Source organism: Lysobacter sp. Root604, assembly GCF_001427505.1.
Taxonomy (GTDB): domain Bacteria; phylum Pseudomonadota; class Gammaproteobacteria; order Xanthomonadales; family Xanthomonadaceae; genus Lysobacter.
The window spans coordinates 810,954-827,540 of sequence record NZ_LMGS01000001.1 but is presented as its reverse complement, the minus strand read 5'-3'; the positions used below and the strand labels follow the sequence as shown (position 1 = coordinate 827,540).

14 protein-coding genes are annotated in these 16,587 nt (G+C 68.1%); 4 read left to right on the top strand and 10 right to left on the bottom strand.

What is annotated here, in order from left to right; genetic code table 11:
* Positions 1 to 157 precede the first annotated feature (157 nt).
* Positions 158 to 2,251 carry an amidohydrolase family protein gene (locus ASD69_RS03920; protein ID WP_056174229.1) on the bottom strand — a complete coding sequence of 698 codons (2,094 nt, stop codon included), beginning with the start codon at positions 2,249 to 2,251 and terminating at the stop codon, positions 158 to 160.
* Positions 2,252 to 2,753: 502 nt separating this feature from the next.
* On the opposite strand from ASD69_RS03920, the gene ASD69_RS03915 reads away from it, so the two are divergent.
* Positions 2,754 to 4,958, top strand: coding sequence for a M3 family metallopeptidase (locus ASD69_RS03915; protein ID WP_056174227.1), 2,205 nt, complete (start codon positions 2,754 to 2,756; stop codon positions 4,956 to 4,958).
* Positions 4,959 to 5,400: 442 nt separating this feature from the next.
* A complete protein-coding gene (locus tag ASD69_RS03910) occupies positions 5,401 to 6,252 on the top strand; it encodes an NAD-dependent protein deacetylase (RefSeq protein WP_056176520.1) in 852 nt (283 codons plus the stop codon).
* A 274-nt stretch (positions 6,253 to 6,526) separates the two neighbouring features.
* Here the strand turns inward: ASD69_RS03910 and ASD69_RS03905 are convergent, their stop codons facing one another.
* The 3 genes from ASD69_RS03905 to ASD69_RS03895 form a co-directional block, all read right to left on the bottom strand.
* Positions 6,527 to 7,840, bottom strand: coding sequence for a glycerophosphodiester phosphodiesterase family protein (locus ASD69_RS03905; RefSeq protein WP_200943936.1), 1,314 nt, complete (start codon positions 7,838 to 7,840; stop codon positions 6,527 to 6,529).
* Positions 7,841 to 8,061: 221 nt separating this feature from the next.
* Positions 8,062 to 8,367, bottom strand: coding sequence for a hypothetical protein (locus ASD69_RS03900; RefSeq protein ID WP_056174225.1), 306 nt, complete (start codon positions 8,365 to 8,367; stop codon positions 8,062 to 8,064).
* 81 nt (positions 8,368 to 8,448) lie between these two features.
* Positions 8,449 to 9,510 (bottom strand): hypothetical protein, encoded by a 1,062-nt coding sequence (locus ASD69_RS03895; RefSeq protein ID WP_200943935.1) that lies wholly within the window; start codon positions 9,508 to 9,510, stop codon positions 8,449 to 8,451.
* Between the two features lie 158 nt (positions 9,511 to 9,668).
* On the opposite strand from ASD69_RS03895, the gene ASD69_RS03890 reads away from it, so the two are divergent.
* Positions 9,669 to 11,108 carry an amino acid permease gene (locus tag ASD69_RS03890; RefSeq protein ID WP_056174223.1) on the top strand — a complete coding sequence of 480 codons (1,440 nt, stop codon included), beginning with the start codon at positions 9,669 to 9,671 and terminating at the stop codon, positions 11,106 to 11,108.
* Positions 11,109 to 11,185: 77 nt separating this feature from the next.
* Here ASD69_RS03890 and cfa read toward each other — a convergent pair whose 3' ends face one another.
* The 5 genes from cfa to ASD69_RS21680 all read right to left on the bottom strand — a co-directional run bounded on the left by cfa (position 11,186) and on the right by ASD69_RS21680 (position 15,495).
* Positions 11,186 to 12,346 carry a cyclopropane fatty acyl phospholipid synthase gene (cfa, locus tag ASD69_RS03885; protein WP_056174221.1) on the bottom strand — a complete coding sequence of 387 codons (1,161 nt, stop codon included), beginning with the start codon at positions 12,344 to 12,346 and terminating at the stop codon, positions 11,186 to 11,188.
* A gap of 122 nt (positions 12,347 to 12,468) precedes the next feature.
* Positions 12,469 to 13,302 carry a DUF3298 and DUF4163 domain-containing protein gene (locus ASD69_RS03880; RefSeq protein WP_200943934.1) on the bottom strand — a complete coding sequence of 278 codons (834 nt, stop codon included), beginning with the start codon at positions 13,300 to 13,302 and terminating at the stop codon, positions 12,469 to 12,471.
* A 95-nt stretch (positions 13,303 to 13,397) separates the two neighbouring features.
* Complete coding sequence (locus tag ASD69_RS03875; protein WP_056174219.1) at positions 13,398 to 14,111, bottom strand: pseudouridine synthase; 714 nt, start codon at positions 14,109 to 14,111, stop codon at positions 13,398 to 13,400.
* A gap of 79 nt (positions 14,112 to 14,190) precedes the next feature.
* Positions 14,191 to 14,463: a GNAT family N-acetyltransferase gene (locus ASD69_RS03870; RefSeq protein WP_056174217.1), complete on the bottom strand. Its 273-nt coding sequence runs from the start codon at positions 14,461 to 14,463 to the stop codon at positions 14,191 to 14,193.
* 60 nt (positions 14,464 to 14,523) lie between these two features.
* Positions 14,524 to 15,495 (bottom strand): hypothetical protein, encoded by a 972-nt coding sequence (locus tag ASD69_RS21680; RefSeq protein ID WP_056174214.1) that lies wholly within the window; start codon positions 15,493 to 15,495, stop codon positions 14,524 to 14,526.
* A gap of 258 nt (positions 15,496 to 15,753) precedes the next feature.
* On the opposite strand from ASD69_RS21680, the gene ASD69_RS03860 reads away from it, so the two are divergent.
* On the top strand, positions 15,754 to 15,951 hold the full coding sequence (locus ASD69_RS03860; RefSeq protein ID WP_157498968.1) for a hypothetical protein: 198 nt from the start codon (positions 15,754 to 15,756) through the stop codon (positions 15,949 to 15,951).
* A 25-nt stretch (positions 15,952 to 15,976) separates the two neighbouring features.
* Here the strand turns inward: ASD69_RS03860 and ASD69_RS03855 are convergent, their stop codons facing one another.
* Positions 15,977 to 16,579 (bottom strand): rhomboid family intramembrane serine protease, encoded by a 603-nt coding sequence (locus tag ASD69_RS03855; protein WP_056174211.1) that lies wholly within the window; start codon positions 16,577 to 16,579, stop codon positions 15,977 to 15,979.
* Positions 16,580 to 16,587 lie beyond the last annotated feature (8 nt).

Here is a 16,587-nt window from a genome sequence, read left to right as displayed (position 1 = left end):
GCCGGGCACGGACGCGACCGCTGTCTGTGGGAGCGACGTGAGTCGCGATTGCGCGGGCAGTCGCGGTGGCGCGGTCGCGGCTTAGGCCGCTGCTACCCCAAAGCGGGGCCGGTGGAATGGACCGCCGCCGTGTCGGCGACGGTCCATTCGCTTGCGCTTACTGCGCGCCGCCGACCTTCACCGGCGCCGCGAACGGCTTGATGCCCAGCGCTTCGTCGATCTCGCTGGGGTAGTAGGCGACCTCGCCCTTGAGCACCAGCGCGACCTTGCGGATGTCGGCGATGTTGGCGGTCGGATCGCCGTCGATCAGGATCAGGTCGGCGTGCTTGCCCGGCGCGATCGAACCGCGGTCTTCCAGGGTGCGCGAGTACTTGGCGCCGTTCCAGGTCGCGATCTGCAGCGCCTGCGACGGGGTCATGCCGGCCTGCACGTACAGCTCGAGTTCGCGCTGCAGGGTGAAGCCCGGGATCGCGTCGGTGCCGGCCACGATCGGCACGCCGGCCTTGTACAGGCGGCCGACGAACTCGACCAGCTTCCCGTAGGACTTGTTGTAGCGCGCGGCGGTGGCGTCGTCGGGGATGTTCATCTCGGCCACGCGCAGGCCGCGCTGCAGGTCCGGCGGCAGATGCGCGGCGACCGCGGCGTAAGCCTGCGACAACTCGCCCGGACGCTGACGCAGGAAATCGAAGGTGGTCAGGGTGGGATCGATCACGGTCTGCTTCTTGGCCAGCAGCGCGATGAAGTCCTGGACCGGCTTGGAATCGAAATCCAGGTCGGCGGTCTTGTCGGCGACCAGGTAGAACCGGGTCAGGGTGCGGGTGTCGGTCTTGTCGTCGACGAAGAAGTTCAGCAGCACCTGATTGATGTGCTGGATCTCGTCGTAGCCCTGCTCCACCACGTCCTGGGCGCGCATGAAGGCGGGCACGTGGCCGCTTACGCGCAGGCCCTTGCTGTGGGCGTAGGCGGCGGTGTCGCGCAGCAGGTCCTTGGGGAAGGAGTTGTAGATCTTGACCTGCGGATAGCCGTGCTCGGCGTACCAGTCCACCGCTTTCTTGGCGCCGTCCAGGTCTTTGATCACGAAGCCGTTGCGCGCCGAGAAGTTGCTCTCGCCCTCGATGAAGCCGGCCGGCACCACGTCCGGCGACATCAGCTTGCCCTCGCGGATTTCGCCCAGGATCTGCTGCAAGGTGGCGTTGTCGTTGCCCATGTCGCGCACGGTGGTGACGCCGGCGGCGAGGTTGAGCCCGCCGTCCCAGCGGCCGACGTGGCCGTGCATGTCGAACAGGCCGGGCAACAGCACCTTGCCGCCGGCGTCGATCGTGCGGTCGGCCTTGACCTTGGTGGCGCCGCCGGCCTCGACCGAGACGATGCGGCCGTCGCGCAGCAGCACGTCGGAGGCCGGGCCGAGCTTGGCGTGCTCGCTGTCGAACACGCGCGCGTTGCGGATCAGGGTGCTGCCGGCGATGGGATGGCCCAGGCGCTTGCGCAGATCGACCAGGGCCTCGCCCTCGGCGACTTTCTGCTGGGTTTCCAAGGCGTCGGCGTTGCCCTGCCAGCCCTCCTCGATCAATTGCAGGAAGCCCGGGAAGATGTAGGCGAACAAGCGCGGATTCTCGCCCTGGGTGGCCCAGGCGAAGGTCGGGGTGAGTCCGACGCCGGTCATCGCGACCAGCTGCACCTTCTGCTTCTTGCCGTCGCGCACGACCTCGGCTTCGCCGACCTTGCGCACGGTCAGATTGCCGCTGGGGATCAACGGCAGCTTGCCGTCGCTGCGCTTGCTCAGCGCGGCCAGGGCGACGCTGAAACCGGCCGGGGTGCCGCCCAGCGGCGAGTACAGCGCGCCCGGCGCGGCGGCCTGCTCGCCCTGGTCGGACGTGGATTTCCACTTGGCCTTGCCGTCGGCGATGGAAAAGCTTTCGTCCACCGGCGCGCCGAAGGTCGAGGTGCCCTTGACCGCGTAGGTCTGGTAGGTGCCGTCGGCGGCGAGGGTGTAGGTCTCTTTGAGTTCGGGGCCGCGGCCGTTGTCCTTGAAGATGAAGTCGACGGCGATGCTGCCGTCGTCGGCGCGGGTCACGGTCTGGTGGCCGGCCTGCTTGCCGCCGTCGACCAGGGCCAGGTAACGCGTGGTCTCGGCCGCCAGCACGCTGCTGACGAAGCAGGCGCTCAGGCACAGCCCCAAGGCCAGGCGGGCCAAGGCGCGGCGCGGACGGATCGGATGGGGGATCGCGGACGTCGTAAGCACAAAGGTCATCGTCGTTTCGCTCGTCTCAGGGAGGTGGGTAAAAGACGCGGGCGCGGCCGCGGATGTGACCACGCGCGTTTTAGGTGTGGGGATCATGACGGCGTCTCCGCCGGCATCTGCGACGCCGCGGCGGCCTGGATCGCAATGCCGGCTTTCGATGCGCAAGCCCGGGTAGGCATGGAATGCGGACGCGCACGGCGGTCGGCGAGGTGCGCCGAGCAGGTGCAGACGCGTACCGGCGGCGGATTCATACCCGGCCCGGCGATGGGAATGCCGCGATCCACGCCCCTCGTTGCGCTGTCCCATGCGCCCTGCCCCGGCCTGTGCGTGCCCGGCAGTGTAAGCCAGGGCCCCCGGCGCGTATGTGCCTGAAGTCGCCGGTTCAGGCAGCTTCCGACCAGGCGTTCGGCCTTGCCGCAGCGGCCGGCCCGCGGCAACCATGCCTTTAGTCATACGTCGGCACAGACCCCATCCGGTAGGCTTCAGGGTTCCTTTCGACAAGGTCCGTCCGATGAAGCACCCCCTCGCCCTGGCGCTGGCCGTGGCATTGAGCGTCACCGCCCCCACGTATGCCGCGTCCCCCGCTAAAAAGGCCGACACCGCCGTGAGCGCGCAAACCGCCAACCCGTTCTACGCTCAGAGCCCGCTGCCGCTGCAGTATCCGCAGTTCGACAAGATCAAGGACAGCGATTTCGCGCCGGCCTTCGATCGCGGCATGGCCGACCAGATCAAGGAAGTCGAGGCGATCGCCAATAACCCCGACGCGCCGACCTTCGACAACACCATCATCGCGCTGGAGCAGTCCGGCCGCATTCTCGGCCGCTCGACTTCGGTGTTCTACAACCTGGTCGGCACCGACACCAACCCGACCCGCGAGAAGCTGCAGGCCGAATACGCGCCGAAGCTGTCGGCGCACCGCGACGCGATTTCGCTGAACCCGAAGCTGTTTGCACGCATCAAGAAGCTTCACGAAACCCGCGACTCGCTCGGCCTCGACGCTCAGGGCGTGCGCCTGATCGAGCGCTACTACACCGACTTCGTACGCAGCGGCGCCAACCTGTCCGAGGCCGACAAGGCCAAGCTCAAGGAGATGAACGCCGAACTCGCCGGGCTGGGTGCCAAGTTCAGCCAGAACGTGCTGGGCGAGGTCAACGCCTCGGCGATCACCGTCGACACCAAGGAAGAGCTGGCAGGCCTGTCCGACGAGCGCATCGCCGCCGCGGCCGAAGCGGCCAAGACGCGCAAGCTCGACGGCAAGTACGTGCTGACCCTGCTCAACACCACCGGCCAGCCGCCGGAAACCGACCTGGACAACCGCGCCCTGCGCGAGAGGCTGTATCGCGCCTCGGTCGCACGCGGCAGCCGCGGCAACGAGTTCGACAACACCGCCATCGTCGCCCAGGTCGTCAAGCTGCGCGCCGAGCGCGCCAAGATGATGGGCTACCCGAACTACGCCGCGTTCGTGCTCGAGGACGAGACCGCCAAGACCCCGAAGGCGGTCAACGACATGCTGGGCCAGCTCGCCCCGGCCGCGGTCGCCAACGCCAAGCTCGAAGCCGCCGATCTGCAGACCATGATCGACAAGGAGCAGGCCGCCAAGGGCCAGCCCTCGTTCAAGCTCGAGCCCTGGGATTGGGCCTACTACGCCGAGAAGGTGCGCCAGGAGAAGTACGCCTTCGACGAAGCGCAGCTCAAGCCGTACTTCGAGATGAACAACGTGCTGGAGAACGGCGTGTTCTACGCCGCCGGCCAGCTCTACGGCCTGAAGTTCAAGCGCCGCACCGACCTGCCGCTGTACCACCCCGACACCGCCGTGTACGACGTGTTCGACGCCAACGGCAAGCAGCTGGCGATCTTCATCGCCGACATGTACGCCCGCGACAGCAAGCGCGGCGGCGCCTGGATGAACTCCTACGTCGACCAGTCGCAGCTGTACGGCACGCTGCCGGTGGTGGCCAACCACCTCAACATCCCGAAGCCGCCGGCCGGCAAGCCGACCCTGATGACTTGGGACGAGGTCACCACCATGTTCCATGAGTTCGGCCATGCCCTGCACGGCATGTTCTCGAACGTGAAGTATCCCTACTTCTCCGGCACCAATGTGCCGCGCGACTTCGTCGAGTTCCCGTCGCAGGTCAACGAGATGTGGGCCGACTGGCCGTCGATCCTGGCCAACTACGCCAAGCACTACCAGACCGGCGAGCCGATGCCGCAGGCGCTGTTGGACAAGGTGTTGGCCTCGTCCAAGTTCAACCAGGGCTTCACCACCACCGAGTACCTCGGCGCGGCGATGCTGGACCAGAACTGGCACCAGATCGGCAGCCCGGACCAGGTCCCGGCGGCCAAGGACGTGATGGCCTTCGAAGCGGCGGCGCTGCAGAAGGACGGCGTCAGCTACGCGCCGGTCCCGCCGCGCTACAAGACCCCGTACTTCAGCCACATCATGGGCGGCTACGCGGCCGGCTACTACGCCTACATCTGGTCGGAAGTGCTGGACGCGAACACGGTCAAGTGGATCAAGGAGCACGGCGGCCTGACCCGCGAGAACGGCGACCGCTTCCGCGCCACCTTGCTCTCGCAGGGCGGCAGCAAGGACGCGCTGCAGCTGTTCCGCGACTTCTCCGGCCACGAGCCGCAGATCCAGCCGCTGCTGGAGCGCCGCGGCCTGACCGCGCCGGCCGGCGGCAGCCCGGTCAAGACCGGCTCCAAGGAGTAATCCTCCGGTTTACGCACCGCAACCGCCCGGAGCGATCCGGGCGGTTTTTTTTGGGCGGTCGTCAGGCAGGTGAAGAGCAAATCCCCCTCAATCCCCCTTTTACAAAGGGGGAGGCTGAAAGCAAATGCGGAGGCGTTGCGTCGCAACGGTTCCTTTCCGACACGGTCCCCCTCTTTGAAAAAGAGGGGTTAGGGGAGATTTGCTTTCCGCGGCAGCGAAGCGGTCCGAGCCGGCGTTCCAGTGCGTGGTGGCTGCGGACTCGGGGGAGCAAATCCCCCTCAATCCCCCTTTTTCAAAGGGGGAGGCTGAAAGCAAATGCGGAGGCGTTGCGTCGGGGCGGTTCCTTTCCGGCACGGTTCCCCTCTTTGAAAAAGAGGGGTCAGGAGAGATTTGCTTTCCGCGGCAGCGAAGCGATCCGACCCAGCGCTCTAGAATGGACGCCATGACCACCCTACCCGACTCCGACCGCCACGACCCGCACGCGGCCGCACAGGCGCTGCGCGATTGGCTGGACGGGCATCGTCGCGTGTTCGTGCTTACCGGCGCCGGCGTCAGCACCGGCTCGGGGATACCGCATTACCGCGGCGAAGACGGCCAATGGCAACGCAAGCCGCCGGTCACCTATCAGGCTTTCGTCGGCGAGGCGGCGACGCGGGCGCGCTATTGGGCGCGCAGTTTTGTCGGCTGGCCCTGGTTCGCGCGCGCGCAGCCGAATGCGGGCCACGCCGCGCTCGCGCGCTGGCAGGCGCGCGGCGGGCTGTCGCGGCTGCTGACCCAGAATGTCGACGGCCTGCACCAGCGCGCGGGCAGTACCGACGTGATCGATCTGCACGGCCGTCTGGACGAGGCGGTCTGCCTGGATTGCGGCGCGCGACGTTCGCGCGCGGCGGTGCAGGAGGAATTGGCGGCGAACAATCCCGAATGGACCGCGTTGAGCGCGCGCAGCGCGCCCGACGGCGACGCCGATCTGGAAGACGTACGCTTCGAGGATTTCGTGCCGCCGCGCTGCGAAGTCTGCGCGGGCCTGCTCAAGCCCGACGTGGTGTTCTTCGGCGAGAACGTGCCGCGCGCGCGCGTCGCCGCCGCCCACGAAGCCCTGCAAGCCTCGGATGCGATGCTGGTGGTGGGCTCGTCGCTGATGGTGTATTCCGGCTTCCGCTTCGCGCGCGCGGCGCGCGAGGCCGGGCTGCCGCTGGCCCTGCTCAACCGCGGCGTGACCCGCGCCGACGACATCGCGACCTTGAAGCTGGAAGCCGATTGCGCGGCGACCTTGGATCTCGCGCTGGCGGCGTAACGCTGTACTCGCGCCTCGCGCCAATAGCCCGCCTTTTTGCCTCCTGTGGGAGCGGCGTAAGCCGCGATCGCGTCATGCGTACACCTGCGCTGGTGGCCGTAGTTGCTCTATCGCGGCTTACGCCGCTCCCACAGAAAGCCTGCAAGAACGCGCAGCCGCGCCTACCTAGGGGTAGGAGCGGCGCTTGCCGCGACCAGGTCGGGTCCGGTGCGGCGCAAGCACCGAGGAGCGAGCCGCCGCCTCGACTGAAGTCGCGCGGTGGTTCGCGCCGCCCTCACCGCTCGCGCAGCGGACGATGCAGGTCGAGGAAGATGTCGCGCGCGGCCACGCCGATGTCGGGCTGGTCGATGAAGAAGCCCTGCACGCCCAGGCCGTATAGCTGCACGGCTTCGGCCAGCGCGGTCTGGGCGATGCCGTTCGGGCCCTGGCTCAGGAACGCTTCCTCGGCGCGCACCGTATACGGATGCACGACCAAACCGACCTTCAGCGCCCAGGCCAGCATGGGATGGACCACGCCGGTATTGCGCGTGCCCAGTTCGGCCTTGCCGTCGCCGTCGGCGTCGACTTTCGGGTCCAGTGCCAGGCGCGGCAGCAGGCTGCTCTTGGACGGGCCGACGCCGCTGGCGTAGTGCCCCTTCATCCAGCGCAGCGCCGGCTCGGTGGCGAAGTCGGCATAGCGCGTGTTCGCGCCGAGCCCGCCTTCGATCTGCTGGTTCAAGTCGCCATAGATCGCGCCCAGATCGTCGCCGCGCGCGACGTGATACGCCAGATCGTACGGGCGCCGGCTCTGGAAGTCCTCGTACAGCTGCACCAGCGGCAGGTCGACGCCGGCGCGCGGCATGACCCGGGTCTTGAGCTCGATCAGGTTCTCGATCTCGAAGCTTTGGATATAGACGCGGCGCGGATCGGTGAAGCCTTCCGTCACCAGGGTTTCGATCAGCTTGGCGCCCAGCGAGGTCGCGATCGGGGTGCCGTCGATGCGGCGGCCTTCGTGGGCGAAATAGGTCGGGTGCTTGGTTTCCGGATAAATGCCGATGCGGCGGCCGCCGCGGCTCTCGCGCTGGGCCAGGCGCACCACCTCGGCGAAGGTCGGGATTTGGTACATGCCGTCGAAGCGCGTGTTGGCCGGACGGATCGCCGGGATGCGCTCCTTGGCGCGCAGGGTCTTGAGCTCGGCGAGGGTGAAATCCTCGGTGAACCAGCCGGTGACGGCGACGCCGTCGATGGTCTTGGTGACGCGACGCGAGGCGAACTCGGGATGCGCGACGACGTCGGTGGTGCCGGAGATCTCGTTCTCGTGGCGCGCGACCAGCACGCCGTCGCGGGTCGCGACCAGGTCGGGCTCGATGAAGTCGGCGCCCATGCGGATCGCGAGGCGGTAGGACTCCAGGGTGTGTTCGGGGCGGTAGCCGCTGGCGCCGCGGTGGCCGATCACGATCAGGCCGTGGCGGTCGGGCGCGTGCCGGTCGGCGGCGCGGTCGGGCGAGCGGTCGGTCACGGTGGGCATCTCGGCGCAGGCGGCGGCGCTGACGGCGGTCAACAGCACGGCGCCGAACAGTCGGGCCAGCTTAGTGCAATGCGGGGTCATGGCGGACAACCTCGGGCGTGGGGGAAGACCGGCGCCCCTGCGTGCCGGCACCGCCATGCTCGCGGCCGAACATTGCGCGCACTTGACCGTCCATGCCCGCGATCGCCGGACTGCGACCGCCGGCGCATTCCGCGCCGGCCGCGCGCGCCGGCGGCGACAACGCCTGCGCACGCGGACGGCCCTGCCCCTGCGGCCCGGCCTCGCGCCGGGCCGCGCGTGCCTCAGTGTTCGCTGATCCAGGCGTTGACCGCGGTCACCGTGCCGTCGGCCACGGTGATCGCCAGACGGTCCTCGCTGCGCTTGCCGCCGGGATAGATCTCGATGCCGTTGAGGCTGCTCTTCCATTTCTGGGCGACGATCCCGTTCTGCTTCAGCACCAGCAGCCACTGGTTGACCTGATCGCCTTCGGTGGGCTCGGTCTCGGTGCACAGGGTGTCGATGGCCTGCAGCCGGGCCTCGGCGGTGACCGGATCGCCGAGCTTGGAGATCTTCTTGGCGCTGATTTCGTTGACGTAGGTGTAAGTCATGCGGATGGCTCCGGGCGCGCGGCGCCCTTGCGCGGATGTGGGCGGAGTAAGCCGCGGCCGCCGGGGCGACCGCGGCGGCGATCACTCTTCGAGCACCGAGAAGTGGGTGGCGCCGGGCCACACGCCCGACATCTCGACATGGCGCTGGCCGGTCAACCACTGACCCAGCGGGCGCGCCCAATGGCGGCGGTAACGATCGGAATTGATCATGCCGACGAAGGTCACGTCGAGGTTGAGGTCGGTGGCGTCGAGCGGGATGTTGCCGATCGTGCGCGACAGCCCGCCGCTGATCTCGAACTGCTCGCGGCGCGGGCCGCTGGGCGTGTTGTAGGTCAGCAGGATGCGGGTGATGTAGGTGCTGCCCGGACGGTTGTTGAAGAAGATCTGGAAGCCGCCGAGCTTGCCGATCCAGTTGGGCATCAGCAGGCGGCCGTCGAAGGACGCGAACGAGTACGCGATCGGCACCGGCTCGACCGGACGGGTGTTGGCCTGATCCGGCCACAGGTGGCGGTCGACGTCGCGGGCCTTGCGGATCGAGCTGAACGAGCCCTTGCCGCTGGCGCCGCCCAGCATCTCCTGGACCGCGCTGGCGCGGCCGGCGATCGAGAACGAAGCGTCGCTGGACTGCGAGCCCACATTGAGGCCGCTGTTGGCGAAGATCACATTGGTGACCACGCCGAAGCCCTGGGCGATCTGGCCGTTGCCGCCGAAGCCGACCGACTGCGCCTGCTCGGCCAGCCAATCGACGCTGCGCTCGACCACCGTGAGATCGCGCAGGAAGGACTCCTGGCGCAGCGAGAACTCCGAGGCGATCGAGTTGCTGTTGGCCATCGACCAGCTCACCTCCAGCCCGGCCTCGCCCTTGATGCCCGAATCCGGATCGGTGGCCTCGGCGCTCACGTCGACGCTGGCCTCGGTGCGCGAGACGCGCTCGGACATCAGCTGCCAGGAGCTCGAAGTCGCCGTGTGCAGCAGCTCGACATTGGGCAGCTGCTCCCGGACCAGGCGGAAGTCGCCGGTTTCGGCATCGACGATGCCCACCGCGCCGGGCCGGATCTGCGCATTGAGCGCCCAGTTGCCCCAATACGCCGGACGACTGCGCCGGATCAGGTCGGAAAAGGTGCGGTTCCAGCGGATACTCATTCGAATCTCTCCTGTGGTGCGCCTGTTGGCGTGGTGACAGGAAAAACGCGGCGGCGACGCGGCTGTGACGCGCGGGCTCTGGCCGTATCGAACCGCCCATGCGCCACCGTCCGGGGCGACAGCGGCTATGATGCGGCGATCACTGGGGAGGACAGCGGATGAGCCTGTTGGCGCGTATCTTGCGGCACAAGTCGGTGGAGCAACTTCAGGCCGATATCGGCAAGCGATCGGATTTCCGGCGCGTGCTGGGCCTGTGGCAGCTCACCGCGATCGGCATCGGCGGCATCATCGGCGTCGGCGTGTTCGTGCTAGCCGGCCATCAGGCCGCCGAGAATGCCGGCCCCGCGGTCGCGCTGTCGTTCCTGATCGCGGGCATCGCCAGTGCCGCCGCGGCGCTGTGCTACGCCGAGTTCGCCGGCATGATTCCGGTCACCGGCAGCGCCTACACCTACAGCTACGCGACCCTGGGCGAATTGCCGGCCTGGCTGATCGGCTGGGACCTGTTGCTGGAGTACGCGCTGATCGTGGCGGTGGTGGCGATAGGCTGGTCCGGCTACGTGCAGGTGCTGCTGGAAGGCATGGGCATCCATTTGCCGGTGTGGGCGCAGGGCGCGATCGGCACCGGCGAAGGCCGCGTGTTCAACGTGATCGCGGCCGCCGTCACCTTGGCCGTCTCGGCCCTGCTGGTGTTCCGCACCGAATGGGGCGCGCGCTTCAACACCCTGATCGTGGCGATCAAGGTGCTGGCGGTGCTGCTGGTGATCGGCGTGGGCGTCTTCTACATCGACACCGCCAACTGGACGCCGTTCATTCCCGAGCGCGTGATCGGCGCCGACGGCGTCGGCCACTTCGGTTTCGCCGGCGTCGGTACCGCCGCGGCGGTGGTGTTCTTCGCGGTGTTCGGCTACGACACCCTGACCACGGCGGCCGAGGAATCCAAGAACCCGCAGCGCGATCTGCCGCGCGCGGTGCTGCTGTCGCTGGGCGTGTCGATGATTCTGTACCTGGCGGTGTCGCTGGTGCTGACCGGCATCGCCCACTACTCGACCCTGGGCGGCGACGCGCCGGTGTCGGACGCGTTCGCGGCGCTGGGCCTGCCCTGGATCGCCAAGACCATCGCCTTCTCGGCCGTGGTCGGTATCGCCAGCGTGCTGTTCGCCTTCATGCTGGGCGCGGCGCGGATCTGGTTCTCGCTGTCGCGCGACGGCCTGCTGCCTGCCTGGTTCGCCAAGATCCACCCGCGCTACGGCACCCCGCATCGCCCGACCGTGGTGCTGGGCGTGTTCACCGCCCTGGTCGCCGGCCTGCTGCCGATCGGCGAGGTCGCCAAGCTGGTCAATATCGGCGTGCTCTCGGCTTTCATCGTGATCTGCGCCTCGGTGTGGCTGCTGCGCGTGCGCAAGCCGAACCTGGAGCGCTCCTTCCGCACTCCGCTAGTCCCGCTGATCCCGATCATCGGCATCGCCTTCTCGATCTGGCTGCTGTCCGAGTTGCAGGCGATCACCTGGCTGATCTTCCTGATCTGGCTGTCGCTGGGCCTGCTGGTGTATTTCGGCTACGGCATCCGCCACAGCAAGCTGGCGTTGGAGCAGAAGTGAGAAGTGAGAAGTGAGAAGTGAGAAGTGAGCAAAAGCATTACGCTCACTTCTCACTCCTCTACGCTCACTCCTCGCCTTCAGCGAGGCGCCACATACCCGCCCGGTACGCCCTCCGGCGACAGCACCAGCTGCCACAGCTGGGCGTGGCGGCTGCGGAAGCTGGCCATGGCGCCGGCCAGGTAGAAGCGCCACATGCGCCGGAAGCGTTCGTCGTAGCGCGCGTCCAGCTCCGGCCAGGCGCGCTCGACGTTGGCGCGCCAGGCCTGCAGGGTCAGGTCGTAGTCGGTGCTGAAGTTATGCCAGTCCTCGATCACGAAGCGCTGCTCGACCGCTTCGGCGATCTGGCGCGCCGAGGGCAGCATGGAATTCGGGAAGATGTACTTGCCGATCCAGGGATCGGTATGGGTGACCGAATGGTTGCCGCCGATGGTGTGCAGCAGGAACAGGCCGTCGGGTTTGAGCGCGCGCCGCGCGGCGTCGAAATAGATCGCGTAGTTGCGCACGCCGACGTGCTCGAACATGCCCAGCGAGAACACCCGGTCGAAACGGCCGTCGGCGCGGCCGCCGCCCAGCGCATCGCCCTGCAGATCGCGGTAGTCCTGCAGCGCGATCTCCACCGGCAGCCCGGCGCACAGCTCGCGCGCGTACTCGGCCTGTTCGCGCGAGATGGTCACGCCCACGCCGCTCACGCCGTAGCGTTCGGCGGCGAACTTCAGGCCCTCGCCCCAGCCGCAACCGATGTCGAGCACGCGCATGCCCGGCGCCAGACCGAGCTTGCGGCAGACCAGGTCCAGCTTGGCCTCCTGGGCCAGGTCCAGGTCCTGCAGCGGCGCGCCCCCGCGATCGCGCCAGTAGCCGCAGCTGTAGACCATGCGCCGCCCCAGCATGGCGCGGTAGAGGTCGTTGCCCAGGTCGTAATGACGCTCGCCCACCGCGAACGCGCGCTTGCGGCTTTGCAGATTGATCAGGTGCGCGCGCAGGCCGTCGAACAACGCGCTCCAGCCGTGCACGCGTTCGTCCACATGCGCGCGCAGCAGCCGGTACAGCATCCCGTCCAGCGATGCGCAGCGCCACCAGCCGTCCATGTAGGACTCGCCCAGGCCGAGCGAACCCTGCGCGATCACGCGCGAATAGAAATGCTCGTCGTCGACCTGGATGTCCCAGGGACGGTCGCCATCGACCTGGACGTCGGCTAGCGCCAATAGAGCGACGACCCGATTGCGCAAGGTGGCGGGCATGGTGGCTCCGATCCAGCTGAAAGCTAGCAACGAGTGGAGAGTAAACAGGAACGAGTAAAGGCCGTGCCTGTGTGCTTACTCCCACCTATCGCCACTAGTTGCTAGTTACTCGCTACTCGTTCCTAGCTTCCCGCGAACAGCGCCTTGTACGTCGGTGCCACGTAGGGCAGCAGCACGCTGGCCGGCACTTCCACGGTCTGGGTGCCGTCGGAGTACGGACCGACCTCGTAGGGCGCGAACACGAAGCGCAATGCGCTCAGCTTGCCGTCCGGCGCGACCACCGGCTCGAACAGGGCGAAGTTGGCTGGGTCGGCGTCGGTGCCGTCGTCGATCATGCGGCCGGCGCTTTCGACCACCTCGGCGCGTTCGGCCGGGGCCAGGTCGTCGGCGTCGACGCGCTGCGACAACGCCGAATGCAGTTGCTCGCGCACGTAGCGCGAAATCGCATCCCAGCCCTTCTTGTCGGGCACCAGGTCGGTGGCCTTGAGCATCTGGTTCTGCTGCGGCAGCCATACGAAGCGCGCGATCAGCGGCGAGCCGTGGGCGCCGCCGGTGTAGCTGCTGCCCTCGGCGGCCACCGCCACCAGGGTCGGCGAATCCAGCACCTCGGTGAAGTTCAGCGACAGGTCGTAGGGCGCGCTGCCCTCGCCCTTCTTGCGCGCCTGCGCGGCTTCGATCAGGTCGGTGCGCGCGGCGTCGGCATAGCGCTTGAGCTCGGCCGCCAGGCCCGGGTACTTGGCCGCCGGGGTCTGGTAGCTGATGCCGATGATGTAATCGGGCGTGGTCTCGACCACGTCCTTGAGTTCGACCGCGGGCACGGCCGCGGGCGTGGCGGCCGCGGGCGTCGTGCCCGGCGCGGCGGCCGTGGTCGGGGCGGCGGCCTCGCGCTTGCACGCGGCCATGGCCAGACAAAGCACAGTGACGGCGACGGCGCGCCGGGCGATAACGGACTTCATGGGGCAATCCTTTGGTGTTCCCGCGGACATTATCGTCGAAACCGTGATGCCCGCATGCACAAGCTCGCCGAATTCGCGCTAGGTACGACGGCCGATCACCACTGGCTGCGGTGCGGCAGCAGCCCCTGCAGTTCGGCGTCGGTCAGATTGCGCCACTGGCCGGGCTTGAGGTATGCCAATTTGACGTTACCGATGCGCACCCGCATCAGCTGCTTGACCCGGAAACCGAAGTGCTCGGCCATCAAGCGTATCTGCCGGTTCAAGCCCTGCACCAGCACGATCCGGAAACCGAAACGGTTGAGCTTGCCGGTCTTGCACGGCAGCGTGGTCTGGCCGTGGATCGGCACGCCGCGGCTCATGCCGCGCAGGAACTCGGGGGTGACCTCGTGGTTCACCGCCACCAGGTATTCCTTCTCCAGCTTGTTCTCGGCGCGCAGGATCTCGTTGACGATGTCGCCGTTGCTGGTCAGCAGGATCAGGCCCTCGGACTCCTTGTCCAGGCGCCCGATCGGGAAGATCCGGCGCTCGTGGCCGACGAAGTCGACGATGTTGCCCTTGACCGTGGACTCGGTGGTGCAGGTCACCCCGGTCGGCTTGTTGAGGGCGATGTAGACGTGCTGGCGCTGGCCCTTGATGGCCACGCGGGTGCGCAGCTTCTGGCCGTCGACCAGGACCTCGTCGTCCTCGCCGACCTCGGCGCCGATCCGGGCGCGCACGCCGTTCACGGCCACCCGGCCCTCGGCGATGAGGCGGTCGGCCTCGCGGCGCGAGCAGTGGCCGGTGTCGCTGATGTGTTTGTTCAGGCGCATGCGGAATCGGACGCGGGGCGCGCCGGTCTGGGACGGGCGCGCATGCTGTCACACCTTGGGCCGCGGTGCAGCGTCGGGCTCAGCCCAGCAGGTCGGAAAATTCAGGATGGCGCTCGATCCAGGCCGCCGCGTAGGAGCAGGCCGGCCGGACCTTGAGGCCGGTGGCACGGGCATGTTCGAACGCCGCCCGGACCAGACCGCCGGCGATGCCGCGCCCGCCGATCACTTCCGGCACCCAGGTGTGGGTAATCACCAGATGGTGGCCGTCCAGGCGGGTGTCCAGGTAGGCGAGCTCGCCGTCGACCGTGGTCGAGAAGCGGCCGCTGGGAGCGTCGTGGCGGATATCGGGCATGGCGGTTCCTGGTGGGGGCGCCGAGACCCGCGCACGGCGGGCCCCGGCGCGGTGCTCGGGTCAGCGATTATCGCGCTTGCCCTGGTTGCGTCGATCCTGGGTGCCGATGCTGCCCTGGATCGCCTGCATGCGGCTCTCGGCGGCGTGCAGTTCCTCGGCCTTGGCGGCGGCGCCCGGCGACTCGCTGCCCTGCTGCGGGGCCTGGCCGTGCTGCGGATCCAGGTGCTGCCAGGGCGGCGGCTGGCGGTCGTGTTCCTGCTTGGCCTCCAACAATTGGCGGGTATTGGCCAGGGCCTGCTCGGGGGTGATCGGGCGGCTGCGTTCGGCCTCCGCTGCGGCCTCCGCTGCGGCCTCCTTGGCCTGCGCGGCGGCGCTGCGCGGCGCGGCCGCCGGCACCGGCGCGGAGGTCGCCATCGGTTGCTCCACCGGCGCGCGCGTGGCCGGCTTGGCTGCGCCCAGCGCCGGCACGGCAACGGCCGAGGTCGCGGCGGGTGCGGTGACCGCTGGCTCGGCGCGCGGCTTCGCGGCGGCCTTGGCCGCCGGCGCGGCGCGCGTGGGCTTGGATTGGGCCGGCGCAGCCACCGGGCTGCGTTGCGGCGTGGGCCGGACGACGGCGGGCCGGGGCACGGCCACCGGCTGCTTAGCGACGGCCGGCTTCGCGGACGCGGACTTGGCGGCGGTCTTCTTGACCACGACCGGCTTGACGACTTTCTTGGCCGGCGCCGGCTTGGCCGCCGGCCGCGCCGTGGCGACCTTGCCCGCGCTGCGCTTGACGACCTTCTTCGCCGCCTGCTTGGCCGCGACCTTCTTGGCCGCCGGCTTCGCGGTCTTCTTCGCGGCCTTCTTCACCGCCTTCTTCGCGGCCTGCTTGACCGCTTTCTTGACGACCTGCTGGGTCGTCTTCTTGGCCGCCTTCTTCGCGGTCTTACGGGCCGGCACCTTGCGCGCGGCGGTCTTGCGTACCGTTTTCTTGGCCACCGCCTTGCGGGCGGGCGCCTTCTTGACGGTCTTGGCGGCTTTCTTGGTCGCCATGCCTTGCCTCCTGTGGCGTCTCCGAGGGGGCGGCGGCGCGGTGCCACCGCTGTATCGGTGGTAGCACGGCGGGCATTCAAGCCGGGTGAGCGACGCCCCGCCCGGCCGCCCCAGCGCGTCAGCCCCGGCCGGCCCTGAACGGCCAGCGTTGACACCGTACGTCACATTTTCCGGGTGATAGCCGCCACAAACGCTGGCATGGTTTCTGCGTTCTTTCCGTTACCAGAAAGGGAAAGTGAGAGGAGAAGGCGCATGTCCATGAACCTACCCATGAATACCGTCAGCGACGACGCTTTGGTCACCCGCATGTACGACCTGGTGCGCACCGGCGAAGGCGATCCCCAGGAGCTGATGCAGCTCGACGCCGCCATCTACGGCCGCCTGGCCGAAGCCTACGGCGAGACCATTCCGGAACTGGACGCCCTGCCCCGCATCGAGAGCCGCTGGGCCGCCTGACCCCCGTCTTAGGGGAAGGGCGCGATCAGCGGAACTGAGGGTTGCTCAGCTGCTGCAGGAAGGACGGGCCCACGCGCGGATCCATCAGCAGCATGAACAACACGCCGTAGATCGCGCCCGACAGATGGGCGCTGTGGTTGATGCCGTCGCCGCCGCGCTTGTCCATCCAGAACGAATAGGCCACGTATGCGACCGCGTACACGATCGCCGGCATCGGGATCGGAATGAAGACCAGCGTCCAGGGCTGCAGCAGGATTCCGGCGAACAGCACCGCCGACACGCCACCCGAAGCGCCCAGGCTGCTGTAGCCGGCATCGCGCCGATGGCGCAGGTAGCTGGGCAGGATCGCGACCACGATCGCCGACAGATAGAAGAGCACGAACACGACGGGACCCACCGACTGGGTCATGGCATCCTCGACCCTGAGACCGAAGAAATACAAGGTCAGCATGTTGAACAGCAGGTGCTGCCAATCGGCGTGGACGAAGCCATGGGTGAGCAGCCGGTCGTACTGACGATGCCGCTCCACCGCGGGCGGCCACAACAGCAGGCGCTGCTTCGCCTTGGGGTTATCGAACGCCAGCCACGACACCAGCACGGTCGCGGCGATCAGTACATAGGTCAGCATCGGGTCGG